The following is a 24907-nucleotide window of genomic DNA, read 5'->3' as shown; positions in this document are numbered from 1 at the left end:
CGGCGGAAGCTGGCCGCATGACCACGCAGAACGCACTCACCACCCAGCTCCCCCACTCCCGCACCGCCCTGCTGCAGTGGACCTCGGCGATGGCCCTGTCCGGCACGATCGGCGCGGTCGTGCTGGAGAGCGGCGCGCAGGCCCCGGCCGTCGCGTTCGCCCGATCGCTGGTGGGCGGGCTGCTGCTCGTGTTGTGGTCGGCCGCGCGAGGCTGGCTCCGGCCGGGAGCGATCGGGCTGAGCAGACGTGACGTCGCCCTCGCCGCGCTCGGCGGGCTGATGCTCGTCGGCAACTGGGTGCTGCTGTTCGCCTCGTACGCGCTGTCCTCGATCTCGGTCAGCACGGTCGTCTACCACACGCAGCCGTTGCTGCTGGTCGGGCTCGCGGCGCTGCTGCTGCGGGAACGCCTCACCCGTGGCCACCTCGGCAGGGCGCTCGTGGCGTTCGGCGGCGTGACGCTCATCTCGCTCGGCGCGCACGGCACCGCGGAGCAGCCCGTGCACATCGGTGGCATCGCGCTCGCGCTGGGCGCCGCCGTGCTGTACGCGGGCGCGTCCCTGATCGCCAAGCAGCTCAGCCACGTGCGCCCGCACCTGCTCGCCGCCATCCAGCTCGGCATCGGCGCCGTGGTGCTCGCGCCCGCGTTGACGATCACGCCGCTGCCGTCGTCGACGGGAGGGCTGCTCTGGCTGGTCCTGCTGGGCGCGGTGCACACCGCGGTGATGTACGTGCTGATGTACGGCAGCATCGGCAGGCTGCCGACCGCGACCGTGGCGCTGCTGTCCTACGTGTACCCGGTGGTGGCCGTGGTGACGGACGTGCTCGCCTACGGCCACCGGGTGACGGTCGCCGAGGCCGTCGGGATGGCGGCGATCCTCGTCGCGGCGATGACGCCCGGCCGGTCGCGGACCGGCCGGGGCTCAGTGGTGGCTCGGCCCGGTGTGGTACTCGAAGACCAGGCCGCCGATGGCGATGAGCAGCGCGGCGATGGCCAGGACCAGCAGCCACACCTGGAAGAACGCGAGCGCGACACCGGCGATGGCGGCGCAGGCGGCGAGCGCCACCGGCCAGTAGCTGCCGGGGCTGAAGAAGCCCAGCTCACCGGCGCCGTCGCTGATCTCGGCCTCCTCGTTGTCCTCGGGCCTCGGCTCGATGCGGCGGGCGATGAAGCGGAAGTAGCTGCCGACGAGCAGCGCCAGCGCACCGGTGAGGATCAGCGCCACCGTGCCGATCGGCTCGACACCGTCGTCGGTCATGTAGCCGGTCATCACCGCGTAGACGATCGCGACGACGAACGCAAAGGCCGTGACGATGTCGAACAGCCGGGCTTCGACCTTCATGGACCTGTCCTTACCAGTGTCTGTGACTTACGTCGGCTCGCTTGAGAATACTGTCCGCGGCGTGTGGGCCTGCCGCTCAGCCGGACGCCGTGCGCAGCGTCCGGTCGGTGGCGAACGGCTTCGTCGTCGTCGCGGTCGGGCTGCACAGCTGCTGGTCGCAACCCTCGCCCTGCAGGATCCGCAGCGCCTCGGCGGCCGTGTTCGGCTGGCCGGTCTCCTGGTTGATCCGGGTCCGCAGCTGCAGGTAGCGGTCGAACTTGTCCGGCGACAGCGCCCGCACCTCGAAGTTCATCATCGCGTGGTAGGTGCCGCACAGCTCGGCGCAGCGGCCGACGAAGGCGCCCTCCCGGTCGATGGAGTTCTGGAAGACGTTGTCCTGGTTGTTCTTCTCCGGGTACGGGAAGACGTCGCGCTTGAAGTGGAACTCCGGCACCCAGAAGGAGTGGATCACGTCGGTGGACCGCAGCCGGTACTCGATGGTCCGGTCGGTGGGCAGCACCAGCAGCGGGATCTCGGTGGAGCTGCCGACGGTGCTCACCGGCTGGCCGTTCGGCGTCTTCGCCTCCTCGGGGTAGGCGAACTCCCAGTTCCACTGGAAGGCGGTCACGTCGACCACGACGTCCGGGTCGGCCTCCTTGGCGAGCACCCGGCTCTCGGTGGTGGCGGTGAAGAAGAACAGCACGCACACCATGACGACCGGGATGACGACGCAGAACAGCTCGAGCGGCACGTTGTACTGGAACTGCCGGGGCAGTGCCTCGACGGTGCCCTTCTTCTTGCGGTGGAAGGCGACGCTCCAGAAGATCAGGCCCCAGACGACCACGCCGACGACCAGCGCCGCGATCACGGACCACGTCCACAGTGTGCGCATGTGCTCGGATTCCGGCGTGACGCCCTCCGGCCAGCCGAACCGCAGTACCTCACTGCCGGAGCACCCGGTCGCCAGCACGGCGACCAGCCCGGCGAGCCCGGTCACCTTGGCGACCCTGCCCGGTCGTGACCCCCGCGTGCGCTGTGTAACGCCCACTGCGCGATGCCTCCTCGCCCGATCTTTCTTTCAGCGGGAGCCTAGCCGAGATACGGAGCCTCGCTGTCCAAGGGGTATGCCGCCCACCCGGGGCTCCGGGCGGCCGGCGCGCCCCGGCATACTGGCGACTTCGAACGCCGGTGCTGACGAAAAGGGTGTGTGAGGACGCGTGTGCGGCCTGCTTGGACTGGTCTGTGCCAGTGAGAACGACGCGGCGAACGCCAGGGCGGCTGTCGGCCAGGCGCTGCGCTGCCAGCGGCATCGCGGCCCCGACGAGACGGACACCTGGGCCGACGGCGAGGTCGTGTACGGCTTCAACCGCCTGGCCATCATCGACGTCGACCACTCCCACCAGCCGCTGACCTGGGGCCCGGCCGACAACCCGCAGCGCTACACGATCAACTTCAACGGCGAGATCTACAACTATCTCGAGCTGCGCAGCGAGCTCGCGCGCGAGTTCGGTGCGACGTTCGCCACAGAGGGCGACACGGAGGCCATCGTCGCCGCCTACCACCATCTCGGCCCGGCAGCGGTGGGCAGGCTGCGGGGGATGTTCGCGTTCCTGATCTGGGATTCCGAGCGCAAGGTCGTCTTCGGTGCGCGGGACCCGTTCGGAATCAAGCCGCTGTACTACTCCTCCGGCCCCGGCGGTGTCGCCTTCGCCAGCGAGAAGAAGAGCCTGCTCGACCTCTCCGGCGCCCTCGGCGTGACCGAGGAGCTGGACCGCACCGCCCTCCAGCACTACCTCGTGCTGCAGTACGTGCCGGAGCCGGAGTCGCTGCACCGGGGCATCCGGCGCATCGAGTCGGGCACCTCGTTCACGGTGGCGCCCGGCGGCGAGCTGAAGACCGAGCGCTACTTCTCCCCCGAGTTCACCTCCCGGCCGGTCAGCGGCGCCGCCGAGGTCGCGGCGCTGCACGAGGAGATCGCCGAGGTCATGCGCGACTCGGTGGCCAAGCACATGCGCGCCGACGTCACCGTGGGCGCGTTCCTGTCCGGCGGCATCGACTCCACCGCCATCGCCGCGCTGGCCAGGGAGCACAACCCGAACCTGATCACGTTCACCACCGGCTTCGAGCGCCAGGGCTACTCCGAGGTGGACGTCGCGGCCGAGTCGGCGGCGGCGATCGGGGTCAAGCACGTGGTGCGCACCGTGTCCGCCGACGAGATGATGGACACACTCCCGCTGATCGTGTGGTACCTCGACGACCCTGTCGCCGATCCGGCGCTGGTGCCGCTGTGGTTCATCGCCCGCGAGGCGCGCAAGCACGTCAAGGTGGTGCTCTCCGGGGAGGGCTCGGACGAGCTGTTCGGCGGCTACACGATCTACAAGGAGCCGCTGTCGCTCGCGCCGTTCGAGAGGGTGCCCGGCGCCGTGCGCAGGCTGCTCGGCAAGGTGTCCACGATGATCCCGGAGGGCACGCGGGGCAAGGACCTGCTGCGGCGGGGCGCGCTGTCGCTGGAGGAGCGCTACTACGGCAACGCCCGCATCTTCCGCGACGACCAGCTCAGGGGCGTGCTGCGCACGTTCCGGGAGGGCGTCGGCCACCGCGACGTCACCGAGCCCTGGTACCGCATCTCGCAGGGCTGGGACCCGGTGGCCCGCATGCAGCACGTGGACCTGTTCACCTGGCTGCGCGGCGACATCCTGGTCAAGGCCGACAAGGTGACGATGGCCAACTCGCTGGAGCTGCGGGTGCCGTTTCTGGACCCCGAGGTGTTCCGGGTGGCCGCCGGCATCCCGCTCGACCAGAAGATCACCAGGGAGACCACGAAGTTCGCCCTGCGCCGGGCCCTGGACGGCATCGTGCCCGCCCATGTGCTCAACCGCCGCAAGCTCGGCTTCCCGGTGCCGATCAGGGTCTGGCTGCGCGACGAGATGTACGACTGGGCGCGCGGCATCATCGCCGACTCGCAGACGGGCGACCTGCTCGACAAGGCGGCCGTGCAGGCGATGCTGGACGAGCACAAGGCGGGCACGGTGGACCACAGCAGGCGCCTGTGGGCGCTGCTGCTGTTCATGCTGTGGCACGGCATCTTCGTGGAGGGCCGGATCAAGCCCGAGATCCCCGAGCCGCAGTACCCGGTGAAGCTCTGAGGTCGTGCCTCACCGTGCGGGCAGCACGTTGTGCCACCGGTGGAACACGTTGTCCGGGTCGAACTCGGCCTTGACCCGTGCGAGCCTGCCGTAGTTCTGCTCGCCGTACCCGGCGATGACCCGGTCGGTCCCCTCGTCACCGATGAAGTTGAGGTAGACGTCGCCGGCCGCCCACGGGCGCATGTCGGCACGCAGGTTGCGGGCCCAGGCGATGGCGCGGTCGTCGTCGGCGGGGTCCTCCCACAGGCCGAGCGGGTGCACGGCCCACGTCGTGCGCCGGTCGAAGCCGGGCCAGTCGGCGCCGCGGGCGACCGCGCCGCCCCAGGGCAGCAGCGCGTGCTGCGACGGTGACGGCACCACCATGTCGGCGGCCCGCTCACAGAAGCGGTCGAGTGCCTCGTCGGGCAGCGCGCGCAGGTTCTCGTCCGACCAGTAGTTCCGGTAGCCGGGCGGATCGTCGAGCATGCACTGCAGGTCGGCGTAGCCGATGTCGGTGACGACCTGGCCACGTGGGCCGGTGGCCAGCAGCGGAGCGATGAACTCGCGCAGCGCGGCCTCGCCTCCGACGTAGGTGACCAGGACGCCGCAGCACAGCCTGCCGACGAGCTGCTCGGGCACGAACTCCTCGGGCGGTCCGGTGAGGTAGAGCAGTCCGCCGCCGGCCTCGTCCGGCGCGCCTGCGAGAAGGTCCCGGTAGACACCGGCCACGGCGCGGCCCTCGTCGGCGGGCCACAGCAGCAGGGCCATCGAGAACTCCGGCAGCCGGTGCAGCCGGAACGTCAGCGCCGTGGCCACACCGAAGTTGCCCCCGCCGCCGTGCAGCGCCCAGAACAGCTCCGGGTTCTCCTCCTCGCTGGCGGTGACCTCGCGGCCGTCGGCGGTCACCAGTTCCACCGAGAGCAGGTTGTCGCAGGAGAGGCCGAACTTGCGTTCGATCCAGCCGGATCCGCCGCCGAGGGTCAGCCCGGCGACACCCGTGGTGGACACCCGCCCGCCGGTGGTCGCCAGCCCGAACGGCTGCGTGGCCCTGTCGAAGTCGCCCCACGACGCACCGCCGCCGACGCGCGCGATGCTCAGCGCGGGGTCGACCGTGACCTCGCTCATCGGCCGGGTGTCGATGACGAGCCCACCGTCGGTCAGGCAGGACCCCGCGACGCTGTGGCCGCCGCTGCGCACGGCGATCTCCAGGCCGTTGGCACGGGCGAACTCGATCGCCGCCGCGACGTCGCGCGGGTCCGCGCACTGGGCGATGACCTGCGGGCGGGCCGTGAGCATCGCGTTGAAGACGCTGCGCACGTCCTCGTAGTCGGCGTCGGCCCGCGTGACGAGGCGGCCCGTGAACCGTTCGGACAGCGCCGACACCGACGTGGGTTCGAGCAGGTTGCCGGTCATGATGTCACTCCTCGCTCCCCTGGCCGGAAGCGAGTCGCACGAGAACCGAGTTCGTTACGCGCAACTGAAATACCGGGTCGCCGCAAGCTCCCCAATGCCACATTTGTTCCACTGGATGGAGCGAATGTGGCATTCGGTCCATCCAGTGGAGCGAATGCCGCATTGGGGAACTTGCCCCGGCGAAGGGTTACGCGGGGAGAACGGCTCCGACCTCGTCGGCGGCCTCGGTGCCGAAAGCGTCGCCGAGGCGGGCCAGGGCGGAGTCGCGGTCGAAGGTCCACTCCTGGGTGCCGACGGTCTCCAGGGCGAGCACGGCGATGAGCGAACCGAGCTGGGCGGCGCGCTCCGCGCCGAGGTCGTAGTACAGCCCGGCGAGGAAGCCGGCGCGGAAGGCGTCGCCCACGCCGGTCGGGTCGGCCTTGGACAGCTCGGGCACGGCGCCGACCTGCAGGGAGCCACCGCCGGCGCTCACGATCTCCACGCCCTTCTCGCCGAGCGTGGTGACCCGCGTGCCGACCTGGGCGAGCACGTCGTCCTCGCTCCAGCCGGTCTTGCGCAGCAGCAACTCCCACTCGTAGTCGTTGCTGAACAGGTACGTCGCGCCGGCCACGAACTCGCGGGCCTGCTCACCGTCCATCCTGGCGAGCTGCTGCGACGGGTCGACGGCGAAGGTGTAGCCCCGCTGCCTGCACTCCTCGGCGTGGCGGAGCATGCCCACCGGGTCGTCCGGGCTGATCATGACGAGGCTGAGCCCGCCGGCGCGTTCGGCGATCGGCGCCAGCTCGATGTTGCGGGCCTCGGCCATGGCACCGGCGTAGAACGTGGCGATCTGGCACAGGTCCTCGTCGGTGGTGCACACGAACCGCGCGGTGTGCGCGATCTCGGACACGTGCACGCCAGAGGTGTCCACGCCGTGCCGCTGCAGCCACGCCCGGTAGTCGGCGAAGTCGTCACCGACCGCGCCGACGAGGACCGGCGACACGCCGAGGACGCCGAGTCCGAAGGCGATGTTGGCGCCGATGCCGCCCCGGCGCACGATGAGGTCGTCGGCGAGGAAGCTCAGGGAGATCCTGTGCAGCTGCTCCGGCACCAGTTGCTCGGCGAACCGGCCGGGGAAGTGCATCAGGTGGTCGGTCGCGATGCTGCCCGCCACCGCGATGCGCGCCTTCGCTGCCACCGGTCCTCCAGATGGGTAGTCGAATGGGCCGCGGGCGACACTACCCAGCGGTAAGGGTGTCGCACACCGGCCGCAACCCTTACCGTCGCGATGTGAGCATCGCCACCGAGCCCGAGAGCATGGACCAGCTCATCGCCGACTGCGCCGACATTCCTCGTCCCGAGGTGCGTCAGCCGCGGCCCTCGGAGGCGGCACAGCCCTGGACGGTCGACGACGTCTGCCACGCCCAGGTGGCTGAGCTGGACGAATACGTCTGACCCCGCGAACTCACAGGGGGCGCGATCAATGGCGATCGCGCCCCCTGTGTGCTCTCTACGCTGGGGTCCGCGGACTCAGTGGAACGAGTCACCGCAGGCGCAGGAACCACCGGCGTTGGGGTTGTCGATGGTGAAGCCCTGCTTCTCGATGGTGTCGACGAAGTCGATCTCGGCGCCCTGCACGTAGGGGGCGCTCATCCGGTCGACGGCCACGCGCAGGCCGTTGAACTCCCGGAACAGGTCGCCGTCGAGCGTGCGCTCGTCGAAGAACAGCTGGTAGCGGAGGCCGGCACAGCCGCCGGGCTGGACGGCGATGCGCAGGTGCATGTCATCGCGGCCCTCCTGGTCGAGCAGCGCCTTGGCCTTGGCCGCGGCGGCGTCGGTCAGCGTGACGCCGTGCGTGGCCTCACCGGCGTCGGCCGTGGTGTTGCCGGTCTGCTCAGCGGTCGTCATGACACTCCCTCAAGGTCTGTCTGCAGGGCGGGTACTGGTAGCAACAAGCCCAGCTCCCGTTCTGTTCCCTGCCTTCCATGGTGACACACATCCGGACCGGCTGAACATCAGCAGTGCGGCCTGCAATACCCTGGTGCGGTGAGGTTCCTGCGCCGTAACAGTTCCGATGATGCCGATGTCGCCGAGGCCGACACCGTCGACGCCGACTCGGCTGCCGAATCTCACCGCCCGAGGGGCTACACCCCAGGTAAAGGCCGGGCCACGCCGCGCCGCCGGGAGGCCGAGGGCAAGCGCAGGGGCCCGGTGGCGCCGCCGCCGCGCACCACGCGCGAGGCCATCAAGCGCAACCGGGAGTTGCGCAAGCAGAACCCGGTGAGCAAGGAGGAGCGCAGGGCGGCCGCCAGGGAGCGCCGCGAGCGCATGATGGCCGGTGACGAGCGTTACCTGCTGCCGCGTGACCGCGGGCCGGTGAAGGCCTACGTGCGCGACCTCGTGGACTCCCGGCGCAACATCCTCGGGCTGTTCATGCCCCTGGCGATCCTGGTGTTCGTGACGCTGCTGGTCCCGGTGCCGGAGTTCCAGCAGTACGGCACGCTGGTGACCACCGTTTTCCTGCTCGGCATGCTGGTCGAGGGTTTCCTCAACGGCCGCCGCATCACCAAGCTCGTGCGGCAGCGTTTCCCGGACGAGAACGTCCGCGGCGTCTCGATCGGCTGGTACGCCTTCGTCCGGGCCAGCCAGGTCCGCAAGCTGCGCATGCCGAAGCCGCGCGTCAAGCCCGGCCAGCCCATCCCCTGACCGGCGCGCGCCGGGACCGGCGGCTGGAGTCACTCCAGGTCGTTAGCATTGCAAACGATTGACGGCTAGGGTGGCGGACATGGAGTTTCGTCGTCTCGGCCGCAGTGGCCTTTCGGTCAGTGAAATCTCGTACGGCAACTGGCTCACCCACGGTTCCCAGGTCGAGGAGGAGCAGGCCCAGGCGTGCATCAAGGCGGCGCTCGACGCCGGCATCACCACCTTCGACACCGCCGACGTCTACGCCAACACCGCCGCCGAGGCCGTGCTCGGGCGCGGCCTGGCGGGACAGCGCCGGGAGAGCCTGGAGATCTTCACCAAGGTCTTCTGGCCGACCGGGCCGAAGGGACCCAACGACAAGGGCCTGAGCCGCAAGCACATCATGGAGTCGGCCCACGCGTCGCTGAAGCGCCTCGGCACGGACTACCTCGACCTCTACCAGGCCCACCGGTTCGACCAGACCGTCCCGCTCGAGGAGACCATGGTCGCCTTCGCCGACCTGGTCCGCCAGGGCAAGGTCCTCTACGTCGGTGTCTCCGAGTGGTCGGCCGAGCAGATCACGCGCGGCGCGGCGCTCGCCCGCGAGCTGAAGATCCCGTTCGTGTCCAACCAGCCGCAGTACAACATGCTCTGGCGGGTCATCGAGGAGCAGGTGATTCCCGCCTGCGAGCGCGAGGGCCTGAGCCAGATCGTGTGGTCGCCGATCGCGCAGGGCGTGCTCACCGGCAAGTACCGCCCCGGCCAGCCCGCGCCAGCCGGGTCCCGCGCCACCGACGAGAAGGGCGGCGCCGACATGGTCAAGCGCTTCCTGCGCGACGAGGTGCTCGAGCGCGTGGAGAAGCTGCGCCCGCTGGCCGACCAGGCCGGGCTCTCCCTCGCCCAGCTCGCCGTGGCGTGGGTGCTGCAGAACGACAACGTCGCCTCCGCGATCATCGGCGCGTCGCGGCCGGAGCAGGTGCACGAGAACGTCAAGGCGGCGGGCGTGCAGCTCGACGCCGACCTGCTCACCGCCATCGACACCGCACTGCTCGGCGTCGTCGAGACCGACCCGCGCCAGACCAGGAGCCCGGTCCTGTAACCGGGTGTCACGACTCCCGGTCGCGCTCCGGCCGGGAGTCGTGCCTGCGGGCGTCGGCGGCGGCGCTCCAGACGAGCCGCACCTCCTCCAGCAGCTCCCACGGCTTGAGCACGGTGGTGCGCGGCAGCGAGCCCGCGAAGCTCACCGGATGCCTGCGGAACCGGCGCAGCATCCGGCCGGGCTTGCTGGTCATCCGGTGCCGCAGGTCGGCGAGGTAGCGGCGGCGCACGTCCCGTTCGATGCTGGTGCCGCACCGGGTGCACGTCGTGACCACCAGCAGCCGCCCCGCGTACGCCAGCTCGTGCGGGGTCTCCTCACCGCAGTGGTGGCACAGCAGCGTGGCCCGCTCGACGACACCCATCCGCCTCACCTCTGATAGTCCTCGGCCGCGAGCACCTGCTCGGCGATCACCAGATCGTGCGGGTACGTGATCTTGAAGTTGCGCTGCTCGCCGCGCACCCAGTGCACCGGCAGCCCGGAGAACCGTTCCATGCAGGAGGCGGTGTCGGTGCCGAGGAACTCCTCGCGCGCGGCCTGCTCGTAGGCCGCGAGCAGCGGCGCCGCGCGGAATCCCTGCGGCGTCTGCGCCCGGATGATCGACCCCGGTGCCTGCTCGGCGAGCGTGCTGCCGTCACCGCCCACCGCCACGATGTCGTCCGCGGGCAGCCCCGGAACCGCGCCGCCGTGCTCGCGCGCCGCGTGCAGGACCCCGGCGATCAGCGACGGGCTCACCAGCGGGCGCGCGGCGTCGTGCAGCAACACCGTGTCGACGGTCCCCTCGTCGATCCGGCTCGCGAGGTGCCGCAGCGCCTTCAGCTCGGACTCCTGCCGCGTGTCGCCGCCGTGGACCAGCTCCACCTCGGCGCCGTCGACCTCCCGGTCCAGCACCCACTCCACCAGCTCGGTGTCCTGGGGGCGGGCCACGAGCACGAGCACGCCGATCTCGGGCACCCTCGCGAACGCACCCAGCGACCACGAGACGAGCCTGCGGCCCGCCAGCGGCAGGTAGACCTTGTTCATCCCGGCCCCCACCCGGGTTCCTGCCCCGCTCGCCAGCACGACTCCCGCGGCGTACGGCGTGCGTCGCGCTTTCCGTCGTGCCACCCGGCGATCATACGAGCTCGCCGTCCAGCAGCTCCTGGACCGTGGCGAGCAGCCGCGCACCGTCGGCGCCGTCGGCGACCCGGTGATCCACGCTCAGCCCGACTGTGCAGCGCAGGCGCGTGCCGATGCCACCCGGCACGGGCACCACCTTCGGCGTCACCGCGCCCAGCGACAGTGCCGTGGCCTGCGGCGGCGTGAGCAGTGCCTGGAACGCCTCGACGCCGAGCCCGCCCAGGTTCGACAGGGTGGTGGTGGCCGGTGCGGACAGCTCGGCCAGCTCCAGCCTGCCCGTCCGGGCCCTGGCCACGACGTCGGCGATGCGGGCGGACAGCGCGTCGAGGCTCTGCCGGTCCGGGTCGGTGAGCACGGGTGCGAGCAGGCCGCGCTCGGTGTCGACGGCGAGTGCGACACCGACGTGCTCGTGCGGCCGCGGCGCACCGTCCACCCACCTCGCGTTGAGCGCGGGATGGCGGCGCAGCGCCGCCGCGAGCACCGCGGTGAACACGGCCGTCCACCCGTGCCCCGACCGCGCCGCCGTCTCCAGGTCGACATCGCGATACAGCACGAACTGCGGCACCTCGGCGCTGGCGGCCATCCGCCGCGCGATCACGGCCCTGCCGCCCCGCGGCCTGCGTTCCCTCGGCGGCTCCCCGGTGTCGACAGTGTCCAGATCGGACAGCCGGATCGTGTTCCACGGCCCCGTGGGCCGCACGGCGGCCAGGTCGATGCCGCGGGCCGCGGCGAGCCTGCGGGCCGCGGGTACGGCGGCCACCCCGCCTGCCCGGACCGCCACCGCGGCGGGCCGGGGCCCGGGTTCCTGTTCCCGCTCCGGCTCGGGAGGCGGGGAGGGGGTGTCGAACAGGCCCTCCAGCAGGTCGTCGGACTCGGAGGCGACGTAGGCGATCGGCTCCCCCACCGCGATGACGTCCTCGGGCTCGGCGACGAGCCTGCTCAGCGTGCCGTCGACGGTGGCCTCCACCTCCATGTCCACCTTGTCGGTGGTCACCTCGCACACCACGTCGCCCTGGCGCACGCGGTCCCCCACGGCCCTGCGCCAGGCCACGAACACGCCCTCGGTCATCGTCATCGACATCTTCGGCATGACGAGCGGGATCTCCCTGGCTACCACGTCGTCACCAGCTCCCGCGCCCTGCGCACGATGTCGCCGGTCTGCGGCACGGCGGCCCGCTCCAGCTGCGGCGCGTACGGGATCGGCACATCCAGCCCGCACAGCCTGGCCACGGGTGCCCGCAGGTGCCCGAACGCGCTGGACTCGACGATCGCGGCCGCCACCTCCGCCATGAAACCGCCGGTCTGTGGCGCCTCCTGCACCAGCAGTGCCCTTCCCGTCGCCGTCACGCTGTCCACGATGGGCGCCGCGTCGAGCGGTCGCAGCGTGCGCGGGTCCAGCACGCTCGCCTCGATGCCCTCGGCCGCCAGCTGCCCCGCCGCCTCCAGCGCCCGCGACACCATCACCCCGGTCGCCACGATCGTCACGTCGCCCCCGCTGCGCCGCACGGCTGTCTCCCCCAGCCGCACGCGCGTGGCCTCCTCCGGCACCGGGCCGCTCTGCTTGTAGAGCAGCTTGTGCTCCAGCACGATCACCGGGTTCGGGTCGTCGATCGCCGCGAGCAGCAGCCCCTTGGCGTCGGCCGCCGTGCTCGGCATGACGACCTTGAGGCCGGGCACGTGCGCGAACCACGCCTCCAGGCTCTGCGAGTGCTGCGCCGCCGCGCCCGTGCCCGAGCCGCCCGGTGCCCGCAGCACCATCGGCACGCTCGCCGCCCCGCCGAGCATGAAGTGAATCTTGGCGGCCTGGTTGACGATCTGGTCCATGGCCTGGGCGGTGAAGTCCGAGAACTGGATCTCCACGACCGGGCGCATGCCCGCCAGCGCGGCCCCCACCGCCGCGCCGACGATGCCCAGCTCGCTGATCGGCGTGTCCCGTACCCGCCGCTCGCCGAACCGGTGCACCAGATCGCCGGTGACGCCGAACGCGCCACCGTAGGTGCCGATGTCCTCGCCGAGCAGGAACACGCGCTCGTCGGCCTCCATCGCCTGCGCCAGCGCCTCGCGCACCGCCTCGGCGTAGGTCAGGGTGCGCTGCTGCGGCAGTACGGCGGTCATGCTTCGCTCCCCGCGTACACGGCGTCGGCCAGCGAGTCGGCCCGCGCGTCCGGTGCCGCGTTGGCCACGCGGATCGCCTCGCGCACGGCGTCCCTCGCCTCGTCCCGGCAGGCGGCGACGTCCGCGTCGGACAGTGTCGCCGCGACCGCCCGCTCGAACCGCACGATCGGGTCCTGCTCGCGCCAGGCCTCGATCTCCTCCCGCGTGCGGTAGAGGTTCTTGTCGCTCTTCGAATGGCCCTTCCAGCGGTAGGTCACGGCCTCGACCAGGCTCGGCCCCCGCCCGGCCCTGGCCCGGTGCACCGCGTCGGAGACGGCGTCGTGCACGGCCTGCGGGTCGTTGCCGTCGACGGTCACCCCGGGGATGCCGTAGGCGGCGGCGCGCTCGGCGAGGCGGTCGACCTTGAACGCCTTGCCCACCGACATGGACATGCCGTAGTGGTTGTTCTCGCACACGAACACCACGGGCAGGTCCCAGATCGCGGCGAGGTTGACCCCCTCGTGCCAGGCGCCCTCGTTGACGGCGCCGTCGCCGAAGAAGCTCACCACCACCTCGTCGCCCCCGCGCAGCGACACGGCCAGCCCCGCACCGGCCGCGATCGGCACGCCGCCCGCGACGATGCCGTTGGCGCCGAGGTTGCCGGTCGCGACGTCGGCGATGTGCATCGAGCCGCCCCGGCCCCGGCAGTAGCCGGTCTCCTTGGCCAGCAGTTCCGCCATCATCGCGTCGATCCGCGCGCCCCTGGCGATGCAGTGCCCGTGGCCGCGGTGCGTCGAGGTGATGTAGTCGCCCTCGCGCAGCGCAAGGCAGGCGCCCGCGGGCACCGCCTCCTGCCCGATCGACAGGTGCATCGTGCCGTGCATCAGCCCGCGGGCGAAGAGGTCGTCCACCGCCTCCTCGAACCGGCGGATCGTCCACATCGTCCGCAGTGTCTCCCGCGCCGCGTCCGCGTCCTTGGTCAGGTCCATGCCGCGGCCACCTCCTCGCCCGCGAGCACCCGGTCCTGCAGCCTGCGCAGGGTGGCGATCGTGGTGGTCTCGTCGATCGCGACGTCCGCGGCGGTCAGCGGCGTCCCGGCGGGCACGTCGCGCAGCACGCGCGCCCCGGCGACCAGCCCGAGCGGGATGTGGCCCCCTTCGGCGGCGCTCGCGGCGCTGTCGGTGACGCCGTAGACGGTCTGGCCGCCGATGCCGTCGATCGACTCGCCCTCGCGCAGATCGCGCTTGGCCACGGCCAGCACCTCGGCGTTCCAGGCCCGCGGCGCGAGGCTCGGCGTGCGGTCGAGCACCGCCTCGGCCACCGACAGCGGTGCCTCCACGCTCGCCAGGTGGTAGGGCCGGTAGAAGGCGTAGTACGGGCCCTTGCCCATGCTCAGGTAGGCCATCTCCTCCACGACCACGGGGTGGTCGCTGCGGCCGACGACGAACACGCCGGGCGCGACCGGGCCGGTGCAGTAGTCCACGACGCCCGCACCGGGCAGCACCCCGCCGTCGGCGGCGGGCCGGAACGTCTCGGCGAGCCCTTCCACCGTGCAGTGTGGACCGGTGAGCCCGCGGGCGGGCACGGCGAGGTCCGCGCCGTTGGCGAGCGCGGCCAGCTCGATCATGGTCTTGGAGCCGTCGACGAAGCTCGCGAGCATGTGCGGGTTCATGCCCTTGGCCGCCGCCGCGTCGGCGACCGAGGCCGGAGTGGCCGAAGGGTCGAGCGGGTTGTTCTTGCCCTTGCCCGCGCACACGACCTCGAAGCCGATGTCACGCACGTAGTCCACCAGCGCCTTGCACTCGACCGGTTCGTCGCCCCGGCACACGGTGTAGACGCGGCCGAGCCGCTGTGCGAGGTGCGCGAGCAGCAGCCCCACCGTGACGTCGCACTCGACGTTGAGCATCGCGATGTCCTTGCCCGCCAGCAGGCCCGCGAACGCGATCCGCGCGCCGACCTCCGGCACGCCGCTGGCGTCGACGAGCACGTCCAGCGGCAGCTGGGTGAGGGTGGTGGCGTCCTCGGTGACCACCACGCCGCCGTCGGTGATGGTCCGGGAGGCACGGCCTGGCTCGTTGGTGACGACCACGCCGTCGCGCCCGGCCTGCTCGAAGGCGTGCCGCCCCCGGCCGGGCGCGAGGTCGGCGATGGCGGCGACCTCCATGCCGTCGATGCGGCTCGCCTGCACCACGAAGCCGAGGCCCATCTGGCCCGCGCCGACGAGACCGACCCTCACCGGGCGGCCCAGCTCGCGCTGCCGCGCCCGCAGCCGATCGACATAACTCATCCGCACAACCCTCCGGTCTGCACATATGTGCACATGATGTGCACCGTCGTGCTTTCTTTGGTAGCACGGGAAATCGGCCGCACACAAGACCGGCAGTGCGCACGTATGTGCAAACAGAACGGCGCCCCGCGCGGGCGTTCGCGTGGGGCGCCGTCGTCTCCGTCGTCCGGCCGTCAGGCGGCCTTCGATTTCAGCGTTCCGGCGTTGAGCCTGCTGGCCATACCCAGCGCCTCGTGCACGGCCTTGGCCATCGCCTTGGACCCGGCCCGTTCCTCGGCGCCCTCCACGGGGCCCGCCAGCTCGGGACGCTCGCGAAACCCCGCGAACACCGACGCGCCCTCCATCGCTCTCGCCCGGATGACGTGGCCCCGGCGCCGGTCGATCGCCAGCAGCACGATCGCGCCGCGGAGCCTGCCCTTGGCCCTGCCGCTGACCAGCAGCACACCGCTGCGGTTCTCCGCGTCCGCCAGCTCGTTCACCGCTCGCTGGTAGCCCAGATGCTGGCGGTAGCTCAGGATCCCGGCGACGACGAACCCGCTCAGCAGCAACGCCATCGCCTGCCAGGTCACGACGCCGCTCCGCTCAGCGCGAGCCGGGCGCCCGCCTCGGGCACCGTCACCGTGCCGCGGCCGTGCACCGCCCCCGGCAGCAGCGACGTGCCCTCGTCCGGGTTGAGGTAGACGACGATGTGGCCGAGCGTGCGCAGGTTCTCGTGCGCCCGCTCCCCGACGGCCACCAGCTCGACCCGCTGCTCGCCGAGCGAGAAGACGTCACCGGGCCGGATCTCGCGCTCGGGACCCCTCGCCGGGCCGTGCACGACGCTGACGCTCTCCAGCGCGTCCGGGATCGGGTCGGCGTAGAGGATCACCACCCCGCCCTCGACCATGTCGCCCGCCTCGTTGCCCGCCCGCAGGACGGTGCTCTCGTAGTACACGTTCATGCTTGCCTCCCTCACTCCCGCGACCCTGCGCGCGACGTCAGGGCTCGTCCGCCGGCCGCGCGCCGTCTCGTGTGCACGGCCGCTACAGCCCGAAGCTTGCGGCCCAGGCGATCACGACCGCAAGGGGCGCGGTGATCATCCGGCTGACGAGCACGGCCGGGGTGCCGACGGCGACCGTCTCGGGTTTCGCCTCGCCGAGCGCGAGACCGACCGGCACGAAGTCGCAGCCGACCTGGCCGTTGATGGCGAACAGGGTGGGCAGCGCGTACTGCACCGGCAGCGCGCCGATGGCGATCTGGCTGCCCATCAGCGTGCCGATCACCTGCGCGATGGCCGCGCCGGGACCGAGGATCGGCGACAGGAACGGCAGCGCCACGACGAGGCTGATCGCCACGAGCCCGATCGGGTTGCTCGCGATGGGCGAGAGCACCCGGCCCATCCACTCGGCGACCCCGGTGTAGGTGACGATGCCGAGCAACAGGCTCACGTAGGCCATGAACGGCAGGATCGTCTTGAGCGTGAGGTCCACGGTCTGCCGTCCGGCCGCGAGCATCGTGTTCACGAACGAGCCGACCCCGGAACCGAACTTGACGAAGACGCCGGTGACGGAGTTGAAGGTCTGGCCGAACTTCCCTCCGCCGGCCACGGTCGCCGCGACGTCCCGCGACGACGGCCGCTCCTCGCGCGGCGGCACGGCGGGCCGCGCCGTGGCAGGCCCGTCCTCCACCGGCGCCTCGTCCGTTGTGGACGGTGTGACCTGGTCGGTGCCGACGGCGGAGACGAACAGCTCCTCGGTGATGAACTGCGCGAGCGGGCCACCCGGCGCGCCCGGGTAGACGTCGACGGTGGGAATGCCCTTGCGCGGGTACACGCCGATGCGCGCGGTGCCGCCGCAGTTGATGACGGCCGCGACGACCTCGTCGTCGGGCACGGTCGTGGTGAAGCCGTCGACCGCCTCCGCGCCGGTGAGCTCCGCGATCCGCGCCGCCACCGGGTGGATGCCGCCACCGGTGACCGAAAGGACCTTCGTGCGCGTGCCGTCGGTGCGCAGGAGCAGGCCGCGGCCCCAGCCACCCGGCCCCGGCTTGACGAACACCGCCCGTGAGGTGTGGGTCTCCATCTCGCTCATCAGCGTCCACCTGCCTTGGCTGCCTCGAACTCACGGTCGAAATCGGCGAACACCTCGGTGCGGCCGGTTCGCTTGATCATGAACGCGGTGATCTTCTCGGTGACGATCCCGCGAATGAAGATCACGAGGATGCCGACGAGGAAGTACCGCAGTGCCAGCGGAACCGTCGACTCCCCGAGCTGTGTCACCCCGTTGGCGATGCCCAGCCAGACGAACAGCTCACCCGCGTTGGCGTACGGGAAGAACGTCGTCACCGGGTGCACGAACGACACCGCGGAGTCGTAGAAGGCCGGCTTGTGCCGTTCCGGCAGGAACCGGCCGAACGAGTAGCACATCGGGTTGGTCAGCATGAGCACCGCGATGATCGGCATCACGGTGTAGCGGGTGATCCACCAGCGGGCCGACCACTGCACCGCCCTGGTGACCCGCTGCTCACCGATGAACGTGGTGAGCGCGTACATGAACGTGAGCAGCACGATCAACGTCGGCAGGATGCCGGTGATCAGCCCGACGAACTGCTCGCCCGACTCGTTGAACAGCCCGATGAAATGGGTGCCCAGCCATTCGAAGACGCCGAGCACACCACCGCTCGTCTCGCCTTCCGGCTGTGCCGGCTGCTGCTGCGCCATTACAGCAAGCACGTGCATTCCTGGCCTCCTTCTCGGCCCCCCATACCGGCATGTGCACATTTGTGCGTACGTTCTTCACGTTTGCCAGTGATGTGTGTAACATGCCGCTCAATCGGCGACAAGACCCAACCGCGAAGGAGCCCGCATGCCGGAGATCCGCGTCAAGATCGCGTCCCCCGTCGGCCTGCACGCGCGGCCCGCGAGCCAGTTCGTCAAGGCCGCGGCCCAGCATTCCGGGTCCGTCTTCATCGGACGGCCGGGCACGGAGCCAGTGGACGCGCGCAGCATGCTGTCGGTGCTGAGCCTGGCCATCGGGCACGGCGAGGAGGTGGTGCTGCGCACCGAGGGCGAGGGCGCCGACGCCGCGCTGCGGGAGCTGTCGCGGCTTCTCGTGCACGACGGGGACGCGTGAGCCGATGCCCCCACCGCGCGACCAGCAACTGCTGGTGAAGGCGGCCCGGTTGTACTACGAGGAGGGCCGTTCGCAGAACGAGATCGCGACGGCACTGCAGGTCAGCAGGTCGAGCGTGTCGCGGATGCTGACGGCCGCCCGCGAACGCGGCATCGTCCGCATCCAGATCAACGATCCCACCGGCAGGGACATGGACCTGGAGTCGGAGCTGACGGCGCGTTTCGGGCTCCGGGACTGCCGGGTCGCCGAGATCCACAGCGGCGACCGTCCACTGTCGAGGGTCGGCGACCTCGGTGCCCGCTGGCTGCTGGACAATCTCCACCCCGGCCAGCAGGTCGGTGTGTCGTGGGGGCACGGGCTGCAGGCCGTCGTGCAGCACATCCCCGACGAGGGCGGACTCGACGTCGAGGTGCTGCCGCTCGTGGGCGGGTTGTCCGCAGTGGACTCGGCGATCAGCGGTGAGGAGCTGGTGCGCGACCTCGCGGGCCGGGTCGGGGGCCGGTTCCAGCGGCTGCACGCGCCCGCGCTGCTGACGTCCAAGGCAGGCCGCGACGTGCTGCTCGCCGAGCCGTCCATCCAGCGCACGCTCGACGCCGCACGGCGGGTGCAGGTGGCGCTGGTGGGCATCGGCAGCGCCGGACACGGCTCGTCGGCCTCGCTGGTGAAGGCCATGAGTCTCAGCGAATCCGAGCGGGAGCGGTTCGACGCCGCGCACCCGGCAGGCGACGTGTGCGCGCGCTTCTTCGATGCCGAGGGCAAGGCGATCCTCGGGCCCACCGACGACCGCGTGCTGGGCGTCTCGCTGGCCGATCTCGCCGCCATCCCGCTGGTCGCGGGTGTCGCGGCGGGGCCGGAGAAGGCCGGTGGCGCGCTCGGCGCGCTGCGCACGCGCGTGCTGGACGTGCTGGTGTGCGACAGCTCGCTGGCCAGGGCGCTGCTCGCCCGGGACGCCCGGTAGCTTGTGCGCGTGCGCATCGAGTTCCCGACCGTCCCCATGCCCGACGAGCTCGCCCGTGCCGAGGCCCGCAAGCGGGAGGCCACGGTGCTCAAGCCCGCCGGTTCGCTCGGCACCCTGGCCACGCTCGCCGCCTGGGTCGCGGCCTGCCAGGCCCAGTCGCCGCCGCGGCCGTTTCGCCGGCCGCGCCTCGTCGTGTTCGCCGCCGACCACGGCATCGCGGCACGCGGCGTCTCCGCCCACGGTCCCGCGTACACGCGAACCCTGCTCACGGCCGTGAGGGACGGCGGTGCCGCGCTGAACGTGCTCGCCGAGGCGGCGGGCGCGGGCCTGCGGGTCGAGGACATCGCGGTGGACAGCGACGAGGACGGCCCGTTCAAGGTCCGCCGCGCGTCGGGCTCCATCGACGTCGAGGACGCTCTGAGCGAGACGCAGGCCGAGGCGGCCGTGCGCGCCGGGATGCGGCTGGCCGATGCCGAGGTGGACGAGGGCGCGGACCTGCTCGTGCCCGCCGAGCTGGGCGTCGGCGCGAGCACCCCGGCGTCGGCGCTCGTCGCCGCGCTGACCGGCACCGAGCCGGTCGCCGTCATCGGCCGCGGGTCCGGCATCGACGACAACGGGTGGATGCGCAAGGCCCTCGCCGTGCGCGACGCGCTGCGCAGGGCGCGGCCGGTGCTGGGCGACCCGATGGACCTGCTGCGCACGGCGGGTGGCGCCGACCTGGCCGCGATGGCGGGGTTCCTCGCGCAGGCGGCCGTGCGCCGGACGCCGGTGGTGCTGGACGGGCTCTCGGCGGCCGCCGCCGCGCTGGTGGCCGAGGAACTGGCGCCGGGCGCGCGGAGCTGGTGGGTGGCGGCGCACCGGTCCACCGAGCCCGCCCACGCGCTGGCCCTCGACCACCTGGACCTGGAGCCGATCGTGGACCTCGGTATCGGCCTCGGCGGCGGAACCGGTGCGGCCGCCGCCCTGCCCTTGCTGACGGTGTCCGTCCGCCTGCTCGCCGAACTGCGACCGGCGTCACCGACTGCCAGGTAGTTCCCCAATGTGGCATTCGTAGCGCTCAACTTCCCCAATGCGGCATTCGTAGCGTTCAACGCCACCAATGCCGCATTGGGGAGCTTCGGGTCAGGCGCTCGCGAGCTGGTGCATCCAGCCGTGCGGGTCGGGGCGGGTGCCCTCCTGGATACCGGTGAGCTCCTCGCGCAGGCGCAGGGTGAGCTCGCCGGGCCTGCCGCCGGACACCGTGAACTCGCCGCCGGCGTGCTTGACCCGGCCGACCGGGGTGATGACGGCGGCGGTGCCGCAGGCGAACACCTCGGTCAGCTCGCCGGAGCGTGCCGCCTTCTCCCACTCGTCGGTGGAGATGCGCCGCTCCTCCACGCGATAGCCGTGGTCGGCGACCAGCTTCAGCAGCGAGTCACGGGTGATGCCAGGCAGCAGCGAGCCGCTCAGCTCGGGCGTCACGACCTTGGCGTCGTCACCGGAGCCGAAGACGAAGAACAGGTTCATCCCGCCCATCTCCTCGACCCACCGGCGCTCGACGGCATCCAGCCACACCACCTGGTCACAGCCCTGCTCGACGGCCTGCGCCTGCGCCACGAACGACGCCGCGTAGTTGCCGGCGCACTTGGCGAAGCCGGTGCCTCCGGGCGCGGCCCGCACGTACTCGGTGGACAGCCACACGCTCACCGGCTGCACACCGCCGGAGAAGTACGACCCGGCAGGCGAGCCGATCAGCGTGTACAGGTAGCTGCCGGACGGCCGGTTCACGCCCAGCCCCGCCTCGGTGGCGATCATGAACGGCCGCAGGTACAGCGTGTCGCCCTGCCGGGTGGGCACCCACCGGTTGTCGGCGGCGATCAGCTCGTGCAGCGAGCCGAGGAACAGCTCGTCGGGCAGCTGCGGCATCGCCAGCCTGCGGGCCGAGGTGCGGAACCGCTCGGCGTTGGCCTCCGGCCGGAACGCGTTGATGGAGCCGTCCGGCTGGCGGTAGGCCTTGAGCCCCTCGAAGATCGCCTGCCCGTAGTGCAGCACGGCGGTGGCCGGGTCCAGGGTGAACGCCTCGTACGGGCGCAGCTCGGCGTCGTGCCAGCCGCGCTCGCGGTCCCACCTGACGGTGACCATGTGGTCGGTGAAATGGACGCCGAACCCCGGCTTCGCCAGTACCTCCGCTACCCGCTCCGCGGAGGCGGGAGCCGAGCTGAGGGTACGGGTGAAGGGGATCGTCGTCGTCATGGCCGCAGCATATCTCGTTAGTAGGACGTCAGAACATTCCCCAGCCTCTACGATGAGGTGGTGATCTCCCAGCCTCCGCGGCCTGCAGGCGGAAACAGCGTCTCCGCAGGCCCCGCCTCCGACGTCAAGACGTTCACCGCCGCCGCGCTGCTGACCTTCGCGGGCGGCATGCTCGTGCTCATCGGCTACGTCATGGCAGGCGGCTTCGGCGGGCTCCTCGGCATCATCGGGGCCGTGTTCGGGGTCGTCTGGTGGAAGAACCTCAACGAGAAGGTCTTCCCGCGCGACCTGCCCGGCTCGCGCCTGGCGGGGCTGGCCGTGGCGGCGGCGGTGCTGCTGGGCCTCGCCTACCTGATGGCCTCCTGACGGCCCGAGCGCCGGTCACAGGCCGCGCAGCAGGTCGTCCGGCAACTCGGGCGCCGGCCAGGCCGGCTCGGGACGGAAGTCCGTCCACGTCCCGTCGAACGGAAACGCGCCCGCCTCGGCCAGCGCCGCGTACCGCTCGCCCTCCGCGCGCAGCCGCCGCAGCTGCCCGGCGGTGAGCCTGCCTGCACGCACCGCCTCGTCCGCCTCGTCCTCGTCCTTCCACGCCCAGCGCCGGTCCGCGCCGACCACGAGGTCGAGCACGCCGTCGATCCGCACCGGGCCCCGGTCGTCCCGCCCCAGCGGGATCTCCAGGTTGACGTACCAGTCCGTGAACACCCCGGCGGCATCGAAGAACCACCACACCGACGCCCACGCGGCGTCGTCCACCAGCCGCAGGGTGGACCGGGTCCACCAGGCGTCGCGGGTCCGCACCCGCGGCAGGGTGAACCGCTCGGCCAGCGGGGCGTCGCGCATCCGCCTGCCGTCGGCGAGCCTGCTGCTCACGATGGGCGTGCCGGCGGGCAGCCAGCCGAGCAGCTCGCGGCCGTCGTCGGCGAGCACACGCAGCGGATGCTGCTGGCCCACGCTGCCGTCCGGGCGCGCGAACGTCAGCACGGCGGTCTCGCCGGGCCGCCAGGTCACCACGCGAACACCAGCCCCGCCAGCAGCGCGACCGCCAGCACGCCGGTGGCCACGGCGCGGCCGGTCGGCCTGCCGGTCGCCACCGCCGCGGCCAACGCCTCGGCGACCGCGAGCCCGGCCGCCAGCAGCACCGCACCGAGCGGTGTCAGCACGGCCGCGGCGAGCGCGGCGGCAAGTCCGGCCACGAGCGCGCCGCGCACGCGGTTCGCGGGCCGCACCGCCTCCCGCGCGGCGGTGAACGCGAGCAGCGCGGCGGGCGCGGTCGCCAGCACGACCACCACCCCGAGCACCGGCTCGAGCGCCTGCGCGTCGGCGGCGGCCAGCACGTCCCGCAACGACGTCGGCGACAGGCCCAGCCGGACGGGCCCTGCCTGGTACAGCGCCGCCGCCGCGACAGCGAGCGCCAGCACGGTTCCCGCCGCGAGACGCCTGCGGTCCAGGCCCGCGAAGGCAGGCAGACCGACGGCGGCGGCGAGCAGCAGGCCGCTCCAGCCGGGCGAGCCCGGCGGCTCCGGACGCGCGGCGGGTTCGATCGCCACGCACAACGCGACGAACGCCAGCGCGGCCACGATCAGCAGCCCCGCGATCCAGCGGCGCCAGTACCCGCCAAGGTGAATCCCTGCCGCGTCGGCCACGGCGACGAGCACGACGAACCCCGCCGCCGCGAGCGGCCGGTACGCGGGCACCGAGTACGCCGCGAAGACGCTCGCGAACAACACCACCCTGCTCAGCGCCGACACCGTGGGCAGCCCGGCGAGCAGGCGGCCGGTGCGCCCTTCCGGCTCGGGCACCGTCCACTGCGCACAAGCGGCGAGCAGCGCCGCGAGCGCGAACCCGCCGAGCAGCCACCAGCCCGCCGCCGACGCCGCCACGGCCAGCGCGCCGAGAAGGCCCGCTCCGACCTGCACGCGCGTACCTACCTCTCAGCGATCATCACGTCGTCAATAGCATGGCCGACAGACGTGCAGTACCGAACGAGGAGTCCGATGTGAGCGTGCCGAAGCTGGCCCTTTCCGAGATCACCGAGGCGGCGCTGGGCAAGTCCCGGGCCGAGGCCGTGGTGGTCGGCACCGTGCAGGGCGCGAACGGGCTGGAGCTGGCGCCGGGCGCCGAGGCCGTCGACGCCGCGCTGGGCGGCACTCTCGTCGAGGTGCTGCGCACCCTCGGGGCCACCGGTAAGGCCGAGGAGGTCGTCAAGGTCCCCACGCTGGGCACGCTGCCCGCGGGCGTGGTGCTCGCCGTGGGGCTGGGCGCGCCGGAGCCCACCGCCGAGCAGGTCCGCCGCGCGGCGGGCGCGTCCGGCAGGGCGCTGGCGGGGACGGCCCGCGCGCTGACCACGCTGTCGGTGATCGACCTGCAGGCGGCGGTGGAGGGCACCGTGCTGGGCGCCTACAGCTTCACCGAGTACAAGTCCGAGCCCGGCGACGCACCGGTGTCGGCCGTCGACGTCGGCGCTCCCACCGAGGGCACCACGCGGCAGCACCGCGCGACGCTGAAGGCGGCCACCGCCATCGCCGAGGCGGTCGTCATCGCGCGCGACCTCATCAACACCCCGCCCAACGACCTGTTCCCCGCCTCCTTCGCCGACCGCGCCCGCTCGCTCGCCGAGGCGGAGGGCCTGGAGTTCGAGGTGCTCGACGAGCGCGCGCTCAAGCGCAAGGGCTACGGCGGCATCCTCGGCGTCGGCGGCGGCTCGTCGCGGCCGCCGCGCCTGGTGCGCATCGCCTACAAGGGCGCAAGGCCGAGGAAGAAGGTGGCGCTGGTCGGCAAGGGCATCACGTTCGACACGGGCGGCATCTCGCTCAAGCCCGCCGCGAACATGGACCACATGACCTCGGACATGTCCGGGGCCGCGGCCGTGCTCGCCTCGGCGCTGCTCGCCGCCAAGCTCAAGTACCCGCTGGAGGTCACGGCGTATCTGCCGCTGGCGGAGAACATGCCCTCGGGCACGTCCTACCGTCCCGGCGACGTGCTCACGATGTACGGCGGCAAGACCGTCGAGGTGCTCAACACCGACGCCGAGGGCAGGCTCGTGCTCGCCGACGCCATCGTGCGCGCCGCGGAGGACGACCCGGATTACCTGATCGAGACGTCCACGCTCACCGGCGCGCAGGTGGTGGCGCTGGGCAACCGCACGGCCGGGATCATGGGCAGCGACGACTTCCGCGACCGCGTGGCCGGGATCGCGCAGGCCACCGGTGAGGGCGGCTGGCCGATGCCGCTGCCGGAGGAGCTGCGGGCCGACCTGGACTCGAAACTGGCCGACATCGCCAACGTCACGGGCGCGCGCTGGGGCGGCATGCTCGCCGCGGGCATCTTCCTGCGGGAGTTCGTCGCCGACGACCTGCCGTGGGCCCACATCGACATCGCGGGGCCCTCGTTCAACACGGGCTCGCCGTGGGGCTACACCGGCAAGGGCGGCACGGGCGTGCCGGTGCGCACGATCGCGGCCGTGCTCGCCGACATCGCCGACAACGGCTGACCG

General features: G+C 72.0%; 27 protein-coding genes and 1 pseudogene. 10 read left to right on the top strand and 18 right to left on the bottom strand.

Annotated elements, in window-relative coordinates:
• Positions 1–89 precede the first annotated feature (89 nt).
• Positions 90–908 (top strand): annotated as a pseudogene (locus BAY60_RS13330) (DMT family transporter); the annotation flags it as partial.
• Between the two features lie 12 nt (positions 909–920).
• Here BAY60_RS13330 and BAY60_RS13325 read toward each other — a convergent pair.
• Together BAY60_RS13325 and ctaC are read right to left on the bottom strand one after the other, a co-directional pair.
• Complete coding sequence (locus BAY60_RS13325; RefSeq protein ID WP_112282359.1) at positions 921–1340, bottom strand: cytochrome c oxidase subunit 4; 420 nt, start codon at positions 1338–1340, stop codon at positions 921–923.
• A 76-nt stretch (positions 1341–1416) separates the two neighbouring features.
• Positions 1417–2367 carry an aa3-type cytochrome oxidase subunit II gene (gene ctaC / locus BAY60_RS13320; RefSeq protein ID WP_112281255.1) on the bottom strand — a complete coding sequence of 317 codons (951 nt, stop codon included), beginning with the start codon at positions 2365–2367 and terminating at the stop codon, positions 1417–1419.
• A gap of 169 nt (positions 2368–2536) precedes the next feature.
• On the opposite strand from ctaC, the gene asnB reads away from it, so the two are divergent.
• Positions 2537–4465 carry an asparagine synthase (glutamine-hydrolyzing) gene (asnB, locus tag BAY60_RS13315; RefSeq protein ID WP_112281254.1) on the top strand — a complete coding sequence of 643 codons (1929 nt, stop codon included), beginning with the start codon at positions 2537–2539 and terminating at the stop codon, positions 4463–4465.
• A 9-nt stretch (positions 4466–4474) separates the two neighbouring features.
• Here the strand turns inward: asnB and BAY60_RS13310 are convergent, their stop codons facing one another.
• A complete protein-coding gene (locus tag BAY60_RS13310) occupies positions 4475–5857 on the bottom strand; it encodes an FAD-binding oxidoreductase (protein ID WP_112281253.1) in 1383 nt (460 codons plus the stop codon).
• 187 nt (positions 5858–6044) lie between these two features.
• Complete coding sequence (locus BAY60_RS13305) at positions 6045–7034, bottom strand: carbohydrate kinase family protein (RefSeq protein ID WP_112281252.1); 990 nt, start codon at positions 7032–7034, stop codon at positions 6045–6047.
• 92 nt (positions 7035–7126) lie between these two features.
• Here BAY60_RS13305 and BAY60_RS37070 point away from each other — a divergent pair, with 92 nt between their 5' ends.
• Positions 7127–7291 (top strand): hypothetical protein, encoded by a 165-nt coding sequence (locus BAY60_RS37070; protein ID WP_170160397.1) that lies wholly within the window; start codon positions 7127–7129, stop codon positions 7289–7291.
• Positions 7292–7366: 75 nt separating this feature from the next.
• Here the strand turns inward: BAY60_RS37070 and BAY60_RS13300 are convergent, their stop codons facing one another.
• Entirely contained in the window at positions 7367–7744 is a 378-nt protein-coding gene (locus BAY60_RS13300) for a HesB/IscA family protein (RefSeq protein ID WP_112281251.1), read from the bottom strand.
• Between the two features lie 138 nt (positions 7745–7882).
• Between BAY60_RS13300 and BAY60_RS13295 the strand changes: the two genes are divergently transcribed.
• Both BAY60_RS13295 and BAY60_RS13290 read left to right on the top strand, forming a co-directional pair.
• Positions 7883–8542, top strand: a complete 660-nt coding sequence (locus tag BAY60_RS13295; RefSeq protein WP_112281250.1) for a DUF3043 domain-containing protein — start codon at positions 7883–7885, stop codon at positions 8540–8542.
• A 79-nt stretch (positions 8543–8621) separates the two neighbouring features.
• Complete coding sequence (locus BAY60_RS13290) at positions 8622–9617, top strand: aldo/keto reductase family protein (protein WP_112282358.1); 996 nt, start codon at positions 8622–8624, stop codon at positions 9615–9617.
• A 7-nt stretch (positions 9618–9624) separates the two neighbouring features.
• Here the strand turns inward: BAY60_RS13290 and BAY60_RS13285 are convergent, their stop codons facing one another.
• From BAY60_RS13285 to srlA, 10 genes are all read right to left on the bottom strand, one after another.
• Entirely contained in the window at positions 9625–9978 is a 354-nt protein-coding gene (locus tag BAY60_RS13285) for a hypothetical protein (RefSeq protein WP_112281249.1), read from the bottom strand.
• Between the two features lie 5 nt (positions 9979–9983).
• Positions 9984–10721 carry a 2-C-methyl-D-erythritol 4-phosphate cytidylyltransferase gene (gene ispD / locus BAY60_RS13280; protein WP_112281248.1) on the bottom strand — a complete coding sequence of 246 codons (738 nt, stop codon included), beginning with the start codon at positions 10719–10721 and terminating at the stop codon, positions 9984–9986.
• 7 nt (positions 10722–10728) lie between these two features.
• On the bottom strand, positions 10729–11850 hold the full coding sequence (locus BAY60_RS13275; RefSeq protein WP_112281247.1) for a dihydrolipoamide acetyltransferase family protein: 1122 nt from the start codon (positions 11848–11850) through the stop codon (positions 10729–10731).
• The gene (locus BAY60_RS13270) at positions 11844–12848 is read right to left on the bottom strand and encodes an alpha-ketoacid dehydrogenase subunit beta (protein ID WP_112281246.1); all 1005 of its coding nucleotides are present in this window, start codon (positions 12846–12848) and stop codon (positions 11844–11846) included. Before BAY60_RS13270 ends, BAY60_RS13275 begins: the two co-directional genes overlap by 7 nt.
• Positions 12845–13816 (bottom strand): thiamine pyrophosphate-dependent dehydrogenase E1 component subunit alpha, encoded by a 972-nt coding sequence (locus BAY60_RS13265; RefSeq protein WP_112281245.1) that lies wholly within the window; start codon positions 13814–13816, stop codon positions 12845–12847. The genes BAY60_RS13270 and BAY60_RS13265 overlap by 4 nt, the downstream gene beginning before the upstream one ends.
• A complete protein-coding gene (locus tag BAY60_RS13260; RefSeq protein WP_112281244.1) occupies positions 13807–15114 on the bottom strand; it encodes an NAD(P)H-dependent oxidoreductase in 1308 nt (435 codons plus the stop codon). The genes BAY60_RS13265 and BAY60_RS13260 overlap by 10 nt, the downstream gene beginning before the upstream one ends.
• 173 nt (positions 15115–15287) lie before the next feature.
• A complete protein-coding gene (locus BAY60_RS13255; protein ID WP_112281243.1) occupies positions 15288–15683 on the bottom strand; it encodes a transcriptional regulator GutM in 396 nt (131 codons plus the stop codon).
• The gene (locus tag BAY60_RS13250; protein WP_112281242.1) at positions 15680–16054 is read right to left on the bottom strand and encodes a PTS glucitol/sorbitol transporter subunit IIA; all 375 of its coding nucleotides are present in this window, start codon (positions 16052–16054) and stop codon (positions 15680–15682) included. Before BAY60_RS13250 ends, BAY60_RS13255 begins: the two co-directional genes overlap by 4 nt.
• Positions 16055–16136: 82 nt before the next feature.
• Positions 16137–17183 carry a PTS glucitol/sorbitol transporter subunit IIB gene (srlE, locus tag BAY60_RS13245; RefSeq protein WP_112281241.1) on the bottom strand — a complete coding sequence of 349 codons (1047 nt, stop codon included), beginning with the start codon at positions 17181–17183 and terminating at the stop codon, positions 16137–16139.
• The gene (gene srlA / locus BAY60_RS13240; RefSeq protein WP_243852296.1) at positions 17183–17830 is read right to left on the bottom strand and encodes a PTS glucitol/sorbitol transporter subunit IIC; all 648 of its coding nucleotides are present in this window, start codon (positions 17828–17830) and stop codon (positions 17183–17185) included. The genes srlE and srlA overlap by 1 nt, the downstream gene beginning before the upstream one ends.
• 127 nt (positions 17831–17957) lie before the next feature.
• Between srlA and BAY60_RS13235 the strand changes: the two genes are divergently transcribed.
• The 3 genes from BAY60_RS13235 to cobT are packed head-to-tail and all read left to right on the top strand — an operon-like array spanning position 17958 to position 20214.
• Positions 17958–18224: an HPr family phosphocarrier protein gene (locus BAY60_RS13235; protein WP_112281239.1), complete on the top strand. Its 267-nt coding sequence runs from the start codon at positions 17958–17960 to the stop codon at positions 18222–18224.
• Positions 18225–18228: 4 nt separating this feature from the next.
• The gene (locus BAY60_RS13230; RefSeq protein WP_112281238.1) at positions 18229–19182 is read left to right on the top strand and encodes a sugar-binding transcriptional regulator; all 954 of its coding nucleotides are present in this window, start codon (positions 18229–18231) and stop codon (positions 19180–19182) included.
• 9 nt (positions 19183–19191) lie between these two features.
• On the top strand, positions 19192–20214 hold the full coding sequence (gene cobT / locus BAY60_RS13225) for a nicotinate-nucleotide--dimethylbenzimidazole phosphoribosyltransferase (protein WP_112282357.1): 1023 nt from the start codon (positions 19192–19194) through the stop codon (positions 20212–20214).
• A gap of 90 nt (positions 20215–20304) precedes the next feature.
• Here the strand turns inward: cobT and BAY60_RS13220 are convergent, their stop codons facing one another.
• Positions 20305–21414 (bottom strand): branched-chain amino acid aminotransferase, encoded by a 1110-nt coding sequence (locus BAY60_RS13220; protein WP_112281237.1) that lies wholly within the window; start codon positions 21412–21414, stop codon positions 20305–20307.
• A 60-nt stretch (positions 21415–21474) separates the two neighbouring features.
• Between BAY60_RS13220 and BAY60_RS13215 the strand changes: the two genes are divergently transcribed.
• Positions 21475–21780: a hypothetical protein gene (locus tag BAY60_RS13215; RefSeq protein ID WP_112282356.1), complete on the top strand. Its 306-nt coding sequence runs from the start codon at positions 21475–21477 to the stop codon at positions 21778–21780.
• A 15-nt stretch (positions 21781–21795) separates the two neighbouring features.
• On the opposite strand, the gene BAY60_RS13210 is transcribed toward BAY60_RS13215, so the two are convergent.
• Entirely contained in the window at positions 21796–22425 is a 630-nt protein-coding gene (locus tag BAY60_RS13210; protein ID WP_245992480.1) for a ribonuclease FAU-1 family protein, read from the bottom strand.
• Positions 22419–23330, bottom strand: coding sequence for a hypothetical protein (locus tag BAY60_RS13205; RefSeq protein WP_211330317.1), 912 nt, complete (start codon positions 23328–23330; stop codon positions 22419–22421). The genes BAY60_RS13210 and BAY60_RS13205 overlap by 7 nt, the downstream gene beginning before the upstream one ends.
• Positions 23331–23410: 80 nt before the next feature.
• Between BAY60_RS13205 and BAY60_RS13200 the strand changes: the two genes are divergently transcribed.
• Positions 23411–24904, top strand: a complete 1494-nt coding sequence (locus tag BAY60_RS13200) for a leucyl aminopeptidase (protein ID WP_112281236.1) — start codon at positions 23411–23413, stop codon at positions 24902–24904.
• Positions 24905–24907: the final 3 nt, after the last annotated feature.

It is taken from the genome of Prauserella muralis (assembly GCF_003202285.1).
Lineage (GTDB): Bacteria > Actinomycetota > Actinomycetes > Mycobacteriales > Pseudonocardiaceae > Prauserella_B > Prauserella_B muralis.
This window is presented reverse-complemented; position numbering and strand designations above follow the sequence as displayed.

Coding starts and splice junctions, on each gene's coding strand:
- BAY60_RS13265 (WP_112281245.1), bottom strand. CDS start 13,816: ATGGACCTGACCAAGGACGCGGACGCGGCGCGGGAGACACTGCGGACG.
- BAY60_RS13260 (WP_112281244.1), bottom strand. CDS start 15,114: ATGAGTTATGTCGATCGGCTGCGGGCGCGGCAGCGCGAGCTGGGCCGC.
- BAY60_RS13325 (WP_112282359.1), bottom strand. CDS start 1,340: ATGAAGGTCGAAGCCCGGCTGTTCGACATCGTCACGGCCTTTGCGTTC.
- BAY60_RS13270 (WP_112281246.1), bottom strand. CDS start 12,848: ATGACCGCCGTACTGCCGCAGCAGCGCACCCTGACCTACGCCGAGGCG.
- BAY60_RS13285 (WP_112281249.1), bottom strand. CDS start 9,978: ATGGGTGTCGTCGAGCGGGCCACGCTGCTGTGCCACCACTGCGGTGAG.
- BAY60_RS13310 (WP_112281253.1), bottom strand. CDS start 5,857: ATGACCGGCAACCTGCTCGAACCCACGTCGGTGTCGGCGCTGTCCGAA.
- BAY60_RS13250 (WP_112281242.1), bottom strand. CDS start 16,054: ATGAACGTGTACTACGAGAGCACCGTCCTGCGGGCGGGCAACGAGGCG.
- srlE (WP_112281241.1), bottom strand. CDS start 17,183: ATGAGCGAGATGGAGACCCACACCTCACGGGCGGTGTTCGTCAAGCCG.
- srlA (WP_243852296.1), bottom strand. CDS start 17,830: ATGCACGTGCTTGCTGTAATGGCGCAGCAGCAGCCGGCACAGCCGGAA.
- BAY60_RS13230 (WP_112281238.1), top strand. CDS start 18,229: ATGCCCCCACCGCGCGACCAGCAACTGCTGGTGAAGGCGGCCCGGTTG.
- BAY60_RS13300 (WP_112281251.1), bottom strand. CDS start 7,744: ATGACGACCGCTGAGCAGACCGGCAACACCACGGCCGACGCCGGTGAG.
- BAY60_RS13220 (WP_112281237.1), bottom strand. CDS start 21,414: ATGACGACGACGATCCCCTTCACCCGTACCCTCAGCTCGGCTCCCGCC.
- BAY60_RS13235 (WP_112281239.1), top strand. CDS start 17,958: ATGCCGGAGATCCGCGTCAAGATCGCGTCCCCCGTCGGCCTGCACGCG.
- BAY60_RS13290 (WP_112282358.1), top strand. CDS start 8,622: ATGGAGTTTCGTCGTCTCGGCCGCAGTGGCCTTTCGGTCAGTGAAATC.